Genomic DNA, 15,324 nt, shown 5'->3' with positions numbered 1-15,324 from the left:
AATTCTTTTAAACCGGGAAAATTAGAATAGGAACATGTACTGTTTTAACCAGGGTTCTTACCAAATCTTTATGAAAAAGTTTGTACCAGGCCGAGTGTTTCATTTTTGATAGCGAAATGATATCGATGTCGTAACCTTCTACAAAACTTTCAAATCCCTTAACTATATTATCGCTTTTAAAAAGTTCGCATTTTATTTTATGTTGACTGTACTCGCGTATAAGCATTTTGTTTAGTTCAGCTACTTTTTCCGGGTGTTTCGGATTTTCTTTTAAATCGATGTGTACACAATGTATTTTTTTGTTGAATGGTTCTAAAATTTTGAGCAGTTTGTTTAGCGAAGAGTGGTCGGAATCATAAAAATCAGTAGCATACATTACATTAATTGTTTCTTTGTCTTTAAGCACGGCTGAATAAGGTACGGCTAAAACCGGATGCTGACTTTGCTCAATAACTTTAATGAGTGTTTTTCCCCGAAATTCACCTTCGGCTTTTTTTGACGTTTTGGCACCCATGAGAATAACATGAGGCTCGTATCGTTTACAAGCTGCCGTAATTACATTTACAGGTGAACCTTTCAGCATGCGGTAGTGTAGTTTTACCGAATTAAAAAGTTCTGCGGGTACCTGTTCCTTTAACTCTTTGCTAAAATCCACCAGTTTTAACTGCGCTTTTTGGTGCGCCTCTTTTAACTCCATGCGTACGTACTTTTCCCACGAGGCAGTATGCCGCTCGGGTTCGTTAAAAGTAGGGTCGGGGTACACATACAAGAGCTTAATTTCGGCATTCTGTTTTTTTGCCAGGCTAATGGCATATTTACAAATGTCAATGCAGTCTTTACTAAGTTTTACCGGCACCAATATTCTTCGTAAATCGGTAAAACTATTATCATCGCTAACCTTTTCAAGGTTATACTCGCCGTGTAATTGCAAAAGTCGGGCAACTGCTTTTTCTGATTGTCGGGCTTTTACTTTTAGAAGCACTTCATCGGGACTGTATTGTTCACCCTGGGTTAATCCTTCGTTGGTGAAAAAAACCTCAATCCCATGTTCTTCCAGCTTGTCTTTTACAAAAGAACCCAGCCGGGGTGTCTTAACTCTAAGGATTGTAACCAATTGATTTTCCATAACAACTCCATTTAATGTTTTACTTCATCTGTTTTACCGTATTTCTCTACCAAATTGGCTTTTATGCCGGTTTCGGCGTTCGAGAAATACTTGTTAAATAATTTCCAGGCGGTATCAATCATCGTGTTTATTTCAATATTAATATCAATGGCAAGCAGTTCGTTGGCATAGTCTTTTGCAAAGCTGATTGTGCGTTTGTCGTAATCTGTTAGGTCAAAGCCATTTTCAATTTTTGTTTTGGCATTGGCTGCATCAGCGTAAAGCCTAATGGCTGCATTCATCACCTGTGGATGATCTTCGCGTGTTTTTTTACCAATTACCAGCTGCTTTAAACGTGATAAACTTCTGAATGGATCGATAATGACTTTCCCAATATCCGTTTCTTTTCGCAGAAATAGTTGTCCTTCGGTTATGTAGCCGGTGTTATCGGGGATGGCATGGGTTATATCGCCGCCCGACAAGGTGGTAACGGCAATAATGGTGATTGATCCACCATCGGGGAACTGCACCGCCTTTTCGTACAGTTTTGCCAAATCGCTGTATAACGAGCCGGGCATGCTGTCTTTTGATGGTATCTGATCCATACGGTTCGATACTATACTTAAAGCATCGGCATACAGGGTCATATCGGTTAGCAGAACCAAAACATTCTGGTTTTTTTCCACGGCAAAATATTCGGCGGCAGTTAAGGCCATGTCGGGCACCAGTAATCGCTCAACCGGAGGGTCTTCGGTAGTGTTTACAAAACTTATAATACGGTCAATAGCCCCGGCATTTTCAAACAGGTTTTTAAAGAAGAGGTAATCGTCGTTGGTAATTCCCATTCCTCCCAAAATAATTTTATCGGCTTTGGCACGCAATGCCACCATGGCCATTACCTGGTTGTAGGGTTGGTCGGGGTCGGCAAAAAACGGTATTTTCTGACCGGTTACCAGCGTGTTATTCAGGTCGATACCGGCAATTCCTGTGGCAATGAGCTCCGAAGGTTGTTTGCGGCGTACCGGATTTACCGACGGCCCTCCAATTTCTGTCATAATTCCATCAACTAACGGGCCTACATCAATTGGTGCTCCATAAGCATTAAAAAATCTTCCGGCCAGCTCGTCGCTAACTGCCAGTTGTGGCGCATGTCCCAAAAATACAACTTCGGCATTGGTAGGGATCCCCTCGGTACCCGAAAATACCTGCAGGGTAACCAGGTTGTTTTCAATTTTAACAACCTGTGCAAGACGATTGTTAACCATGGCCATTTCTTCGTTGCCAACTCCGCTTGCATACAAGGAACATGTGGCTTTGGTAATCTGATCAATCTTGGTATGTATTTTCTGAAAAGCTGTTGTTTTCATACGTTTGTTGTTACTATTTGTTGGTTTTCAGCAACGGCCTTTTCTTCAATTATATTTGCTAATTCTTTTTCGAATTTTCTGAACTGCTGTGACTCAAATTCTGAGTAATTCATTTGTTTTAAGACATTTATAATTTTTTTGAAGTAAGGGTTTACTTCTTCAAATTTTACAAACTGAAAGTTGGTGCTGCTTATTTTTAGTACCAAATTGAGCATGTATTTTTGACGGTTTATGGGGGTTGAAGCATCAACTTTATCGAAGGCATCTTGTTGCAGAATAACAAAATCGATAACTTCTGATTTCCAAAAGGTTTCGTGGTACTCAATGGGTACTCCATCGTCGCCAAGTATATTTATTTGCTCGTAGGCTTCCTTTCCGCAAATAAGAAAATTTCGTGCCTGCAAAATGTTGTTTACCCAATCGGGCGAAATTACTTTGCTCACATATTCCTGGTATTCAGGATATTCCAGGTACTTCGAATAACTCTCAACAGCATCAATGGCCGGATAGCGTTTACTGTCGGCTCTTTTTTGCGATAAAGCATAAAAACAACGTGCAGCTTTTTTTGTCGCTTCGGTAACCGGTTCTTTTAGGTTTCCGCCTGCCGGCGAAACGGTACCGATAAAAGTAACTGAACCTGTTTCTCCGTTGTTAAGGTGCACAAAACCGGCACGCGAGTAAAAGTTAGAAATTATCGCAGGAAGATCCATCGGGAAGGCATCAGGGCCTGGCAGCTCTTCCATTCTGTTCGACATTTCGCGCAGAGCCTGTGCCCATCGCGAGGTAGAATCGGCCAGGAGTAACACTTTCAACCCCATCGAGCGGTAATATTCGGCAATGGTCATGGCAGTGTATACCGAGGCTTCGCGTGCAGCAACCGGCATATTTGAGGTGTTGGCGATAATGCTTGTACGTTCCATTAACTTTCTGCCGGTTCTGGGATCGTCGAGTTTCGGAAATTCGGCAAAAATCTCTACCACTTCGTTGGCACGTTCGCCACAGGCAGCTACCACAATCATATCAGCATCTGCTTGTTTTGATAAGGCGTGTTGCAGCACTGTTTTTCCTGTGCCAAAAGGGCCGGGAATAAAACCGGTACCTCCTTCAACAATGGGTGTTATACTGTCGATAACACGAATTCCTGTTTCTAAAAACTTTGCAGGTCGAGGCTTGTTTTTGTAGGCTTTTATTGGGATTTTAACAGGCCACTTTTGTGCCATGGATATCTGGTGGTCATGGCCATCCTGGTCGGTAATTTTGGCAATGGTGTCGTAAATTTTATAATCACCGGCATTTACTATCTCTTTAATCGTGTAGCTGCCTTTAAATGTAAAGGGGACCATTATTTTATGTGCAATCCAGTTTTCTTTAACTTCTCCAAGCCACGATCCTGCAACAACTTCTTCGCCAACTTGTGCCAATGGTTTAAAAGTCCAGGCCTTATCTTCTTCCAGCGGCTGCGTATAGTCTCCTTTTTGCAAAAATATGCCTTGCATTTTATCAAGGTCGTGTTGCAAACCATCAAAATTCTTTGATAATATTCCGGGACCGAGTGTAGCTTCCAGCATGTGTCCCGTAAATTCAACAACTGTTCCGGTTTTTAATCCGCGTGTGCTTTCAAAAACTTGTATATAAACATGTTCGGTGCCAATGCGGATAACTTCTGCCATTAGGTCTACGCCACCGTGATGGATGTAACAGATTTCATTTTGAGCAACCGGTCCATCCACATGAACTGTTACGAGGTTTGCTATTATGCCGGCAACTTTACCTGTTGTAGCCATATTTATTATTTTATTTTGTCAAACTAAATTCCGCAGGGAATTCATAATTTGATTTTATTTCATCCATTATTTTTTTCAGTAATTCCTTACCCGTTTTATTGTCCAGCATCATCCAGCGTTCCATAATTTGCAGTTTTATAGTAAATGCTAAAATTCGCTCGATGGTGAAAAAATGAAAAAAGGTGTTTTCTTCCAGGTAGTGCCATTTCAATTTATCAATGGCTTTTTCTTTTTCAATCATTTCAATATCAGTCTCTGCAATTCTGAACACATCTTCAGCAAAAGGAAGCAATTCTTCAAAGTAGTCGGCTTTAAACCGATAGTTTGTTAGAAGAGTGTATTCTTCTTCTACTTGTTTAATATCAATTAGTTGTGTTTCAGGTTTGTAGTGGTGTTTTTGGCAGTTAAAGGCGCACAGCACGTTTTTTATGTTGAGCGTAAACCTAAACCACTGTTGTAGAAATGCATTTGGGCAACGCAGGGCATATTGAAAGAACAAGGTGTTTAAAAGCCGTTCGGCTTCCATGTTTGTCAATTTGGTTTCGGTTGTTTTTAGCTGGTTTAAAAACTGCAGCATGTATGCAGGCAGTTTTATGTCTTCATTTTCGGGAGCGAGTTGTTGTTCTAATGCTTGCCTGCTTAATGTGCCCGGGTAAAATTTTGTAGCTTGTTTTTTGGCGATGCTGTTTAGTAAGTTTTGATTGTCGAGAGGTAAAAAGAGATAGTTAACCAGCTTATAATCTGACGGTATAAGTAGGAGTTGCAGTTCTTCCCTAAAATTTATACTGCTTACAACAGATTTGTTCTCATCGAAAAACAAATCGGGAAGCCCCGCTATTAAACAATGATATTCTCTTTTTAGCATAACCGAATTTTAAATGGTTTTCAAATCATTTAAAGCCCGGCGTATCTAACGCTTTAATTTATTTCTATCACAACATTAACAGGTACCTATAAATGCTAAGCATTACCGGTGCCATTAAAAAGAAATTCTTTTGTTTTGTCTTTAAAGTATGGTTTAAAGTAATTGGCAAAATCTTGTGCGGTAAAACTAATGTGGTAAGTCCCATCTTTTGGACCTATTTTAAAACCTGTTTCCAGCTTCGGATCCATGGAAATTTCAAGGCCTTTATCCATGGCATCTGTAGCTTTTAACTGGAGGAATTCTGTTAGTTCCTTTTGCAGCCTTGCCGGAAGAACAATTTTTAAATTCATTTCTTCGGCACTTTCCGGATGCCATTTTTCAATGCTTGTTAGCATAAGTTTTTGTATAAAAGCTGTATCATTAAATGCTTCGCGAACAGGATTGTCAGCTTGAACGGTACATATAAGATGGGTAATTTTTTGTTTCAGGTGGCTCATGAATTGCCGGGCAGCTAGTTGTAGTTCTGCTTCAGTATGCTGTTTCTTCTCCTGAGCCTTTTTTTGTGCATCGCGAATAATTTCTTCGTGGGTTTTTTGCGCAGCCGCTATTATTTCTTCTGCTTTGTGGCGGGCATCAGCCATAAGCTGCTCTGCATCGCTTTTTGCTTTTGTAATGCCTTCGTTGTAAATTTTTTGTGTTATTTCTTCAATACGGTCGGTCATTGTGTTCTATCTGGTATTTTTATTTTGAATGCATATTGAAACTTTGGGTTACGCCCCCAACGGTTAATACCGGTGTGGTGCAGCCGTGTATAATTTCTGAAACAAATTTGCCAATTTTTTTACCCGTAAACCTTAACTCCTGGTGTGTGCGCATAATAATCATGTCAGCTTTTGTTTTCTCAACATATTGCAAAACTGCTTTGTGTTTTTCCTGCTCGTAAACTTTTATTATCTCCACATCGCATTTTACGCCCCGCTCTTGAAGCATCTTTTTTATCTTATCTGCATTTTTGTAGGCCAAACTTTTTCGTTCTTCAATATTTACATTAAGTGCCGAAACGATATGAATGGTTGCTTTAAATTTTTGCGCAAAAAATGTTGCCCAATAAAGTTTCTTTTTGGTGTGCAAAGAAATATCGATGGGAATTACAATATTTTTAATGCTTGTTGTTGGATGATCTTTATGAATCGTTAGTACCGGGCAAAACGATTTACTTACGAACTTATCAATATCATTTAGGGTAAGCTTTTCACTATTGTTGTGTTCGCTTTTGTCGAGCAATACAAACTCGTAACCACCATGTTCTGATTCAGAAATTAAATTAGTAACGATTTTGCCCCAAGCAATACGTAAAATTATGTTATTCGGGATGTCGGAATCAAGGCTTTTTTTAACAAATTCGGTAAACCGGTTTAAAGCTCCCCGGTGTCGGATTTGGTTTTTTTTTGATTTAGGGTTATGCAGAAATCTTGATCCCGTTTTTATTACATCAAGAAGAAAGATTCGCATGTCCAGCGCATTGGTAAAGAATAGGGCTTGTTTTAATATTCTTTCACCATCGCGGTTTTGAGGGATGTGTGCTAAAATGCTATTTGATCTGTAGTTCATAGCTAAGCTTGTTAAAAGTTGTATCCCAATGCAATAAGCCAACGGCAGCCATTATGGCCTTTTGTTTAATCATATACGAAAATTGGGGAATTAGTTACATCATTCTGATGTAAAACAAATAAAATAATGATGTTAAAACACAGTGCTTAAACAACTGTTGTAATAGAGCTTAGTTGGGCAGAAGTCGCTTGTTTATTTTAAATGCCTGTGCCGGATTAACCACAAAAAGTTGGTGAATATCGGGTTGACTTAAACCACTTTCAAGCAGCGCCGGAATAAGAAAGTTATCGATAGCTGTATAGCCTCTGAACGTTCCTCCGTTTGGTTTGGCCGGATCAAACCAACCGGCATCGTGCGAAAAAAGAACTTTGTCAAGAAGTCCCTCTTTTTTCATCAGTAAAGCAAAATCCACGTACTCTTTCAGGTCTTGCTCCATAAATTTATCAAAAGCAATCCATGCACCCATCCGGGCAGCCTCAATGTGCTTGTTGTTGTCTTTTTCGTTGTTGGCGTGGGTCCAAATAAAAGCCGAAGGATGAACGCCGTATCTTTTTAGAATCTCGATCTGTTGAAAAGCCGGTACGGCCAGGCCGGTGTGCGACATAATGGTTAAACCGGTTGCTTTGTGGGTGAGGCAGGCCGCTTCAACTACTTTCGCATTAATAGGTTTTAGCGGGGCACGTTCAACTGCAATTTTAATAAAGCCGGGATAAACTTCGCTGTCTTCAATGCCATTAGTGGCCTGTTTTATCCATCTGTCAGCAAGTTGCAGGGGCGTTTCTGAATAACAATGCTTGGGTAAAAATTTGCCGTTCCAAGGGCTGTAATATCCAACATTGGTAATTATCTGAAGGCCTGATTTTTCAGAGAGTATTTTTAGTAACTCCGGATCGCGGCCAAGATACTCCGGTGTACATTCTACCAGCGTTTTGTACCCCATTTGTTTAATCTCCAGCAAATAGGGTAGTACTTTTTTAACCACCTCGCTTTTGTTCCAGCGATGATAGCCGGTGCTGTCGGCGCCAATAAAATCAACTAAAATGTGTTCGTGATGCAAGGTTTTTCCTATTTCGCTGGCCGGGATGGCTCCATTAACAGTAATAATCTGAGATTCCTGAGTCTGACAGGTCATTAAAAAAACAGGCAGCAATAGAAAGAGTAATGTTTTTTTCATCACAATTTTCTTTCTAAAATACAAAAACTATTGCTTCTTTGTTTTTTTAGCAACAAGTATGGCCCCTGAAAATACGAGCAATGCTCCAATGATGGTAATTAAAGAAAAGCGTTCGTGCTCTACCCAAGAAACGTTTAATTGGGTTAAAATTCCCATGGTAATAAAAGTAATCATCGGGTTTAAAATAATGATTATACTTACTTTGTTGGCTTCGGTATATTTTAGTGCTTTGCCAATGCAGGTGTAGGCAATAAAAGTATTGGCTCCTAAAAAGAAAAGCAAAAACCACCAGCTCCAATGCAAGGATAACAGTTGCTGAAAGTTAACAAAAGGCAGGTATATTATAGCGGGCAAACCAAAAAGCATCAGGTTTAAGCTATCAACCGAATAATTGCGAACCAGTATTTTTTGAAGAATGGCATAAACTGCCCAGGCCAGGGCGCCTGAAAGCGTAAACAGAATACCAAGTTTGTAGGTTCCGGCAGTCTCGAAAAATGCCTGTAACTGGTCGCGGTAAAAAAAGGAAAAACCCAGAATGGCTATGGTAAAACCTATGATTTGGTTACGCAGTAATTTTTCTTTAAAAATTACAAAACCGGCAATGGCTAAAATAAGCGGACCGGTTTGAATAAAAAGCTGAGCATTGCTTGGTGTGGTATGATGAATGCCAAGCATGTAACCCATATAGTTCCAGGAGAGAGCCAGCGCTGCAAAAATAAGCAGTAAGGGAGGTTTTGTGAGAATTTTAAAAGCTTGTGGATTACTTGCCGCTTGCCATACAGAAAGCATAACAAAGGCAATAACAAATCGTATCCATACCACCGTTACCGGATCAACTTTACGCACTGCCACCTTTAAGGCAATGGCCAGAAAACCCCAAAAGAAAGCTGTTATTGCAGCGTAAACTATTCCTTTTGTATGGTTTTGCATTTTCTAAATGATTGAAAACAAACATCCCGGATAAAATCCGGGATGCGTGCTCTATATTTCGTGTATAAATTAACGCAGTTCGGCGCCTAATTCTCGGTTGAAGGCCTGAATTAATTTCTGCATGGTTTTGTCAATCTGTTTATCCTTTAACGTTTTATTAACGTCGCGCAAAATAAAACTAATGGCATACGATTTTTTACCCGCAGGTACACCTTTTCCCTCGTACACATCAAACAAATCAACCTCGCGTAGTAACTGGCGTTCCATTTTAAAAGCAGTAGCTTTAATCTGGCTGAACTTAACTTCCTTGTCGATTAGCAGGGCCAGGTCGCGGCGCACCGCAGGGAATTTAGGCAGCTCGTTAAACAATACTTTGTGTTTTTTATGCGCCTGGAAAACATTATCCCAATTAAAATCGGCATAATAAACCGGGTTTTCAATGTCGAATTTCTTTAGCCATTTTCCGGCAACAATTCCCATATTCAACACTATTTTATTGTTGAAAGAGTAGCTCAGCCCTTCGCTAAATAGTTCGTCTTCGCAGTCGCTAAGCTGCATTTTATCTGTTGCAAGTCCCAGTCGTTTTAAAATATTTTCGGCTTGCGATTTTAAGCCGTAAAACGATACCGGTGCTTCTTTTGTTGTCCAGCTTTCAGCTTCTTTATTTCCTGTTACAAAAAGAGCCAAATGGTTTTCTTCCCAATAGTTATTGGCCGGTTGGTCTTTTAATTGAGTTCCTTTGTAAAAGTAGGTATTCCCAAACTCATAAACCTTCAGGTTTTTGTTTTGTCGGTTGGCGTTATATGCTATGCTCTCCAATCCTCCGAAAAGCAAGGTTTGCCGCATTCCGTTTAAATCTGCACTTAAAGGGTTCAGCATTTTTACCGTCTGCTCTTCTTTGTAATCTTTAAGCCCCTCGTAGTAGCTTGCTTTAGTTAAGGAGTTCGACCAGATTTCGTTATATCCCTGAGCCGTTAACATTTCGGCAACAAGGTTTTTAACGCTATCGGGGTTTGGTTTGTTGGCTGTTTGCAACGACGAATTTACCTGTGTTGGTATTTCAATATTATTGTAGCCGTAAATTCTAAGTATTTCTTCAATTACATCAGCTTCGCGCTTAACATCAACACGGTAAGCCGGAACCAGCAGTTCCAACCCGGTTTCATCTTCGTTCTCTATTTTTATTTCTAAAGATTCCAGAATGTTTTTTACTGCCTGGTTGCCCAAATCCTTGCCAATTAAACGGGTAATGTTGGCATACGATACGTTTACCTTAAAATCTTCAATTGGCTTGGGGTAAATATCAATAATGTCAGAAGAAATAGTTCCTCCGGCAATTTCTTTAATAAGGAGCGCTGCACGCTTTAGCGCATAAATCTGGCCGTTCGGATCAACACCGCGTTCGAAACGAAACGATGCATCGGTATTCAGGCCATGACGACGTGCTGTTTTACGAATATAGACCGGATCGAAATAAGCGCTTTCAAGAAATATATTTTTTGTGGCAGCTTTTACCCCCGACTTTATACCGCCAAAAACACCACCAATGCACATGGCTTCTTCGGTGTTGCATATCATCAGGTCGTTTTCATCAAGCTCGCGCTCAAGCTCGTCAAGCGTTGTAAATTTTGTTTTTGCCGGAAGCGTTTTTACCAATACTTTGCCACCGGTAATTTCATTCGCGTCAAAAGCATGTAAAGGTTGGCCGGTTTCAAATAACACGTAGTTGGTAATATCAACCACATTGTTTATTGGTGTCAATCCAATCATTTTTAGCCTGTTTTGCAACCACTCCGGCGATTCTTTTACTTTTACTCCCGAAATCGTTACTCCGGCGTAGCGCGGACAGGCTTCTGAGTTTTCTACCTCTACCGGAATAAGCAGGTCGTTGCTGTCAACTTTAAAGCTATCAACTGATGGTTTTGTGTATTCAATATCCTGTGTCTTTTTCAGGAAAGCGGCTAAATCGCGGGCAGCTCCAATGTGCGATGCCCCGTCGATTCGGTTGGGTGTAAGGTCAATCTCAATTACCCAGTCCGATTCGATATTAAAATAATCTTTTGCAGGTGTACCCACTTTTGCATTCGGGTCGAGTACCATAATGCCATCGTGGTTAGTGCCTAATCCAATTTCATCTTCGGCGCAAATCATACCCATCGATACTTCGCCACGTATTTTCGACTTTTTAATTTTAAATTCCTGATCGCCATCGTAAAGCGTAGTGCCAACTGTTGCAACAACCACTTTTTGTCCGGCCGCCACGTTGGGAGCACCACAAACAATTGGCAATGCCTCGTCGGTGCCAACGTTTACCGTTGTTTTGCTCAAGTGGTCAGAATCAGGGTGTTTTTCGCAGGTAACTACTTCGCCAATTACCAAACCGGCAAGGCCGCCTTTTACTGTTTCTACTTCTTCTAAACCGCCAACTTCAAGACCGGTTTGTGTTAATATGTCGCATATTTCTTCAGGCGATTGTTCAAGTTTAATGTAATCTTTTAACCAGGAATATGAAATTTTCATTGTGTTCTGATTTTTCTTTCAATTTTTGAATCGCACAAAAGTACTGATTTTTATTACATATACATCAGCAGGTTTGGGCTAATCGCAAAGAATTAAAAAACGCTTTCCGCAGTGCTTGGTATTTGCACTGCCGGAAAGCGTCTTTTTTTAGAAGTCGGCCAAAATGGTCCTTTATTCATCAACTGTCATGGAGTAGGGATAGCTTTCGTTTGTGATGCCACGCTGTTTATTGGGCGTGGCGGCCATATCAAAAACAAGCGTTCCTCCGTTCTGAATGTCAGCATGTTTTATGTAGTTTTTGTTGTAGGTTTTTCCATTCAGCAGCACTTTGTCGAGATAGATGTTGGCTTTTGAATTGTTGGCAGCATCAATTACAAACTGCTTGCCGTTTTCGAGAGTGAGCGTAAGCTTGCTAAACAGCGGCGATCCCAATACATACTCATCGGTTCCGGGGCAAACGGGGTAAAATCCCATAGAGCTGAAAACATACCAGGCCGAAGTTTGGCCATTGTCTTCATCGCCGCAGTAGCCATCGGGGTGGTACGAATATAGTTTGGAGAGTACCCGGCGCACGTGTTCCTGGGCTTTCCAGGGTTGATTGCTGTAGTTGTACAGGTAAATCATGTGCTGAATGGGCTGGTTACCATGTGCGTAGTTGCCCATGCCGGCAATTTGCATTTCTCTGATTTCGTGAATTGGAAAACCATAGTACGAGTCGTCGAAAATTGGCGGAACAACAAACACCGAGTCAAGCATAGCCACAAAAGCATCGTTACCTCCCATCAGTTGTTTTAAATCTTCAATGTCCTGAAAAACGCTCCAGGTGTAATGCCAGCTGTTTCCTTCGGTAAATGCATCGCCCCATTTGTAGGGACTAAACGGCGATTGAAAAGTACCGTCCTGGTTTTTGCCACGCATGAGTTTGTTTTCAGTATCAAATACATTTCGGTAATTGCGGGCACGTTTTTTAAACAGCTCAATCTCTTCTTCAGGTTTGTTAAGTTCTTGTGCCAATTGCCAGATACAGTAGTCGGCATAGGCATATTCCAGTGTGCGTGCAGTGTTTTCATTCACTCCCACATTGTAAGGTACATAGCCCAGGCGGTTGTAAAACTCGGCCCCAAACCGGCCAACCGACGTAACTTTTTCGTTGTGTCCGTTGGTGTTTTTTAATATGGCCTCGTACAAGGTTTCAATATCGTAACCGCGTATGCCCTTTAAGTATGAGTCGGCAATTAATGATGCCGAATTAGACCCAATCATGCAACCGCGGTGCCCCGGACTTGCCCATTCAGGGAGCCAGCCACTCTCTTTGTACGTGTTTACAAGTCCCTGCATAATCTGGCTGTTTAACTCGGGGTACATGAGGGTGAAAAATGGAAAAACAGCACGAAAAGTATCCCAGAAACCATTGTCGGTAAACATATATCCCGGCAAAACTTCTCCGTTATACGGACTGTAGTGAACTATTTTATTGTCTTTGTCGAATTCGTAAAATTTGCGTGGGAAAAGTAGCGTTCGGTAGAGGCACGAGTAAAACGTTTTTTGTTCGGCTTCTGTGCCCCCTTCAACTTGAATGCGTCCCAGTTCCTTTTCCCAGCTTTGTGCCCCCTCGGTTTTTATTTCGTCAAAGGTTTTGTTGCCAATTTCTCGTTTTAAATTCAATTCGGCCTGCGCTAAACTAATAAACGACGAGGCCACCTTTACATTTACTTTTTCTCCTTTTTTTGTTTTAAACCCAACAACTCCACCTACATGGAAACTCTCTGCTTCAGTCGCTTCCTGCAGGTTTTCGTCTTTCCAGGTTTTTACCAATTCAAAATCCTTATCGAATTCGGCTACAAAATAATTTTTAAAATTAGCCGGTACCCCACCGTGGTTGTTCTGGCAGTAGCCAATTATCTTGCGTTCTTCGGGAATAATTTTTACCATCGATCCGCCATTAAACGCATCCAGCAATATGAATGAATTTTCGCTTTGAGGAAAGGTGAAGCGGAATGAAACTGCTCGGTCGGTCGGTGTAAATTCAGTAGTTACGTCGTAATCGGCCAGGTAGACTTTATAATAATGAGGCAGGGCTGTTTCGGCTTTATGCGAAAACCACGAAGCGCGTTCGTCTTCGTCAAATTTAAGTTCGCCGGTAAGCGGCATTAGCGAAAAAGCGGCGTAATCGTTAATCCATGGACTGGGCTGATGGGTTTGTTTAAAGCCTCTGATTTTGTAGTGGTCGTAGGCGTAGCACCAACCGTCGCCCATTTTTCCGGTTTGCGGTGTCCAAAAATTCATTCCCCATGGGCGGGCAATGGCCGGGTAGGTGTTGCCGTTGGAAAGGGCAAACTCGGAATCGGTGCCCATTAAGGGGTTAACCAATTCTACCAATTTTTTTGAATTAGCTGGTGGTAAAGTACTGTTCGTATCGCAGGTGCAGCTAAAAAGCAGGGCCAATGCAAAAAGTAGAAGAAGTTTTTTCATTTTTCAATTAGTTTAGTGTTTTAAAAACCCAGGTATATTTTTGCTTTCTCTTTAGAAAAAGATGAGCGTTTAAACGGATGGGCCTCGGTATTAAAAACGTAATCGTCTAATATAAACTCACCCGTGTTGAACGTAAAAGTAAGGTAAAAGTATTTTAGTGTTTCAGCAAAAAAGAAGGTAGGCATATAATCTTTTTTTTGCATGGTTCGTACATCCTCAACCGATGAGAATGCCACTTCTGTTTTGCAATATTTTTTTATATCGGCCCAATATTGTACCACCATTTTAAGGTAGTCGTCTTTTCCGGTGTAATGATACAGGTAGTAAGCCGATTCGATAATTTCAGGATTGAGGTCGTAAACCGGATAGGTTGGTTCACCGGCATCAAAATCGTAAATCATTGGTTCCAGTCCGTAGCGGTTCCACAACCAGTTCCACGTAGCCTGATTTTTTTCGGCACGTTCCAAATCGCCAGCCAAAGCCAATACTGCCGGGAAAAATGCGTCGTACAGCGTTACAATGCCACCTTCAATAACCGAGGAATTGTCGGCATAAATCGGGTTGGTACGTTTTAATCCGGTGTGCATATCAACGCGCTTGTACCAAAACGAGGTGTCGCTTTCTTCAACCAGGTAGGTGTTAATGGCAGTCAGGCTTTTCTCCCAAATCGGTTTTAAATCAGGGTCTCCAAAAAGCAGGTAGCTTTTTAGCAGGTATTCGTAATACGAGTCGATACCTGCGCAAATGTGGCTGCTTGTGTTTAGCCATTTGCCGGTTTCCACATCAATATTTTCGCCCACCAGATGAATTTCAGAAACGCGTTCCCAAACAGCAAGGTTAGCTTTTTTCGCTGCCTGGTAAAAAACGGGATTCTTTGTATAGTAACTCAGTATGCCCATTTCGAACATATAGGAGGCTGCCTCGGCAACATTAACTTTGGCTCCTTTTGTTTTGCCGGTTTTTAAATTAAACCAGTAGTAAGGAATGCCGGTTGGCGAATCGAATGCCTTTAACATACGTTTGCCAAAATCTTCGGTTTTGTCTAGGATTTTTTCATCGCCCGTGTATTCGTACATGGCCAGAAGTCCTCCCAAAATACGGATATTTACCTCAAAGGTTTTTACAAAAAGGTCTTTCTCCCAACTGATGCTGTCCACAACGTAGTGCTCCACTTCTTTAGCGTAGTCATCAAGTTTCATCACTTTCATGGTGCTGTAGGCATCAATAGGAGAGATATGCAGCGACTGCTCGTACCAGTCCTGGTAGCCTTTTGACAGAGGGAGCAAAACATCATGCCCCCAGGCATATTTTTTATAGGCCTCCCAGCTTCTTACAAATTCATTGCGAACATCAGTGGATAGGTTTTGGGTCTGGGTATTCTCATTTTTTTTGACCGAAGGCGATTGACAAGCAAAAAGGATTATTGCAAAAAATGATAGAATCACGCTCTTTAGCAATTGGTTTTTCATAATTAGTTAGCTGATTTTGTTGGTGTT

At 41.1% G+C, this 15,324-nt stretch carries 11 protein-coding genes; all 11 read right to left on the bottom strand.

The genetic code is table 11. From position 1 onward, the window contains the following. Positions 1–7: 7 nt before the first annotated feature. The 11 genes from QZ574_RS15665 to QZ574_RS15615 all read right to left on the bottom strand — a co-directional run bounded on the left by QZ574_RS15665 (position 8) and on the right by QZ574_RS15615 (position 15,297). The gene (locus QZ574_RS15665) at positions 8–1,126 is read right to left on the bottom strand and encodes a universal stress protein (RefSeq protein ID WP_297091212.1); all 1,119 of its coding nucleotides are present in this window, start codon (positions 1,124–1,126) and stop codon (positions 8–10) included. Between the two features lie 11 nt (positions 1,127–1,137). Next, positions 1,138–2,472: a V-type ATP synthase subunit B gene (locus QZ574_RS15660; RefSeq protein ID WP_297091210.1), complete on the bottom strand. Its 1,335-nt coding sequence runs from the start codon at positions 2,470–2,472 to the stop codon at positions 1,138–1,140. Then, the gene (locus QZ574_RS15655) at positions 2,469–4,256 is read right to left on the bottom strand and encodes a V-type ATP synthase subunit A (protein WP_297091208.1); all 1,788 of its coding nucleotides are present in this window, start codon (positions 4,254–4,256) and stop codon (positions 2,469–2,471) included. Before QZ574_RS15655 ends, QZ574_RS15660 begins: the two co-directional genes overlap by 4 nt. A 10-nt stretch (positions 4,257–4,266) precedes the next feature. Beyond that, complete coding sequence (locus tag QZ574_RS15650) at positions 4,267–5,121, bottom strand: DUF2764 family protein (RefSeq protein WP_297091206.1); 855 nt, start codon at positions 5,119–5,121, stop codon at positions 4,267–4,269. Positions 5,122–5,216: 95 nt separating this feature from the next. Then, positions 5,217–5,843 carry a V-type ATP synthase subunit E gene (locus QZ574_RS15645; RefSeq protein ID WP_297091204.1) on the bottom strand — a complete coding sequence of 209 codons (627 nt, stop codon included), beginning with the start codon at positions 5,841–5,843 and terminating at the stop codon, positions 5,217–5,219. 19 nt (positions 5,844–5,862) lie between these two features. Then, positions 5,863–6,732 (bottom strand): universal stress protein, encoded by an 870-nt coding sequence (locus QZ574_RS15640; RefSeq protein ID WP_297091202.1) that lies wholly within the window; start codon positions 6,730–6,732, stop codon positions 5,863–5,865. A gap of 169 nt (positions 6,733–6,901) precedes the next feature. After that, positions 6,902–7,906: a phosphotriesterase gene (locus tag QZ574_RS15635; RefSeq protein WP_297091199.1), complete on the bottom strand. Its 1,005-nt coding sequence runs from the start codon at positions 7,904–7,906 to the stop codon at positions 6,902–6,904. 27 nt (positions 7,907–7,933) lie between these two features. Further along, positions 7,934–8,836 carry a DMT family transporter gene (locus tag QZ574_RS15630; RefSeq protein WP_297091198.1) on the bottom strand — a complete coding sequence of 301 codons (903 nt, stop codon included), beginning with the start codon at positions 8,834–8,836 and terminating at the stop codon, positions 7,934–7,936. Between the two features lie 69 nt (positions 8,837–8,905). After that, positions 8,906–11,356, bottom strand: coding sequence for a phenylalanine--tRNA ligase subunit beta (gene pheT, locus QZ574_RS15625; RefSeq protein WP_297091196.1), 2,451 nt, complete (start codon positions 11,354–11,356; stop codon positions 8,906–8,908). A 171-nt stretch (positions 11,357–11,527) separates the two neighbouring features. Next, positions 11,528–13,828: a GH92 family glycosyl hydrolase gene (locus tag QZ574_RS15620; RefSeq protein WP_297091194.1), complete on the bottom strand. Its 2,301-nt coding sequence runs from the start codon at positions 13,826–13,828 to the stop codon at positions 11,528–11,530. Positions 13,829–13,848: 20 nt separating this feature from the next. Further along, positions 13,849–15,297 (bottom strand): glycoside hydrolase family 47 protein, encoded by a 1,449-nt coding sequence (locus tag QZ574_RS15615; protein ID WP_297091192.1) that lies wholly within the window; start codon positions 15,295–15,297, stop codon positions 13,849–13,851. Positions 15,298–15,324: the final 27 nt, after the last annotated feature.

It is taken from the genome of uncultured Draconibacterium sp. (assembly GCF_913063105.1).
Lineage (GTDB): Bacteria > Bacteroidota > Bacteroidia > Bacteroidales > Prolixibacteraceae > Draconibacterium.
This window is presented reverse-complemented; position numbering and strand designations above follow the sequence as displayed.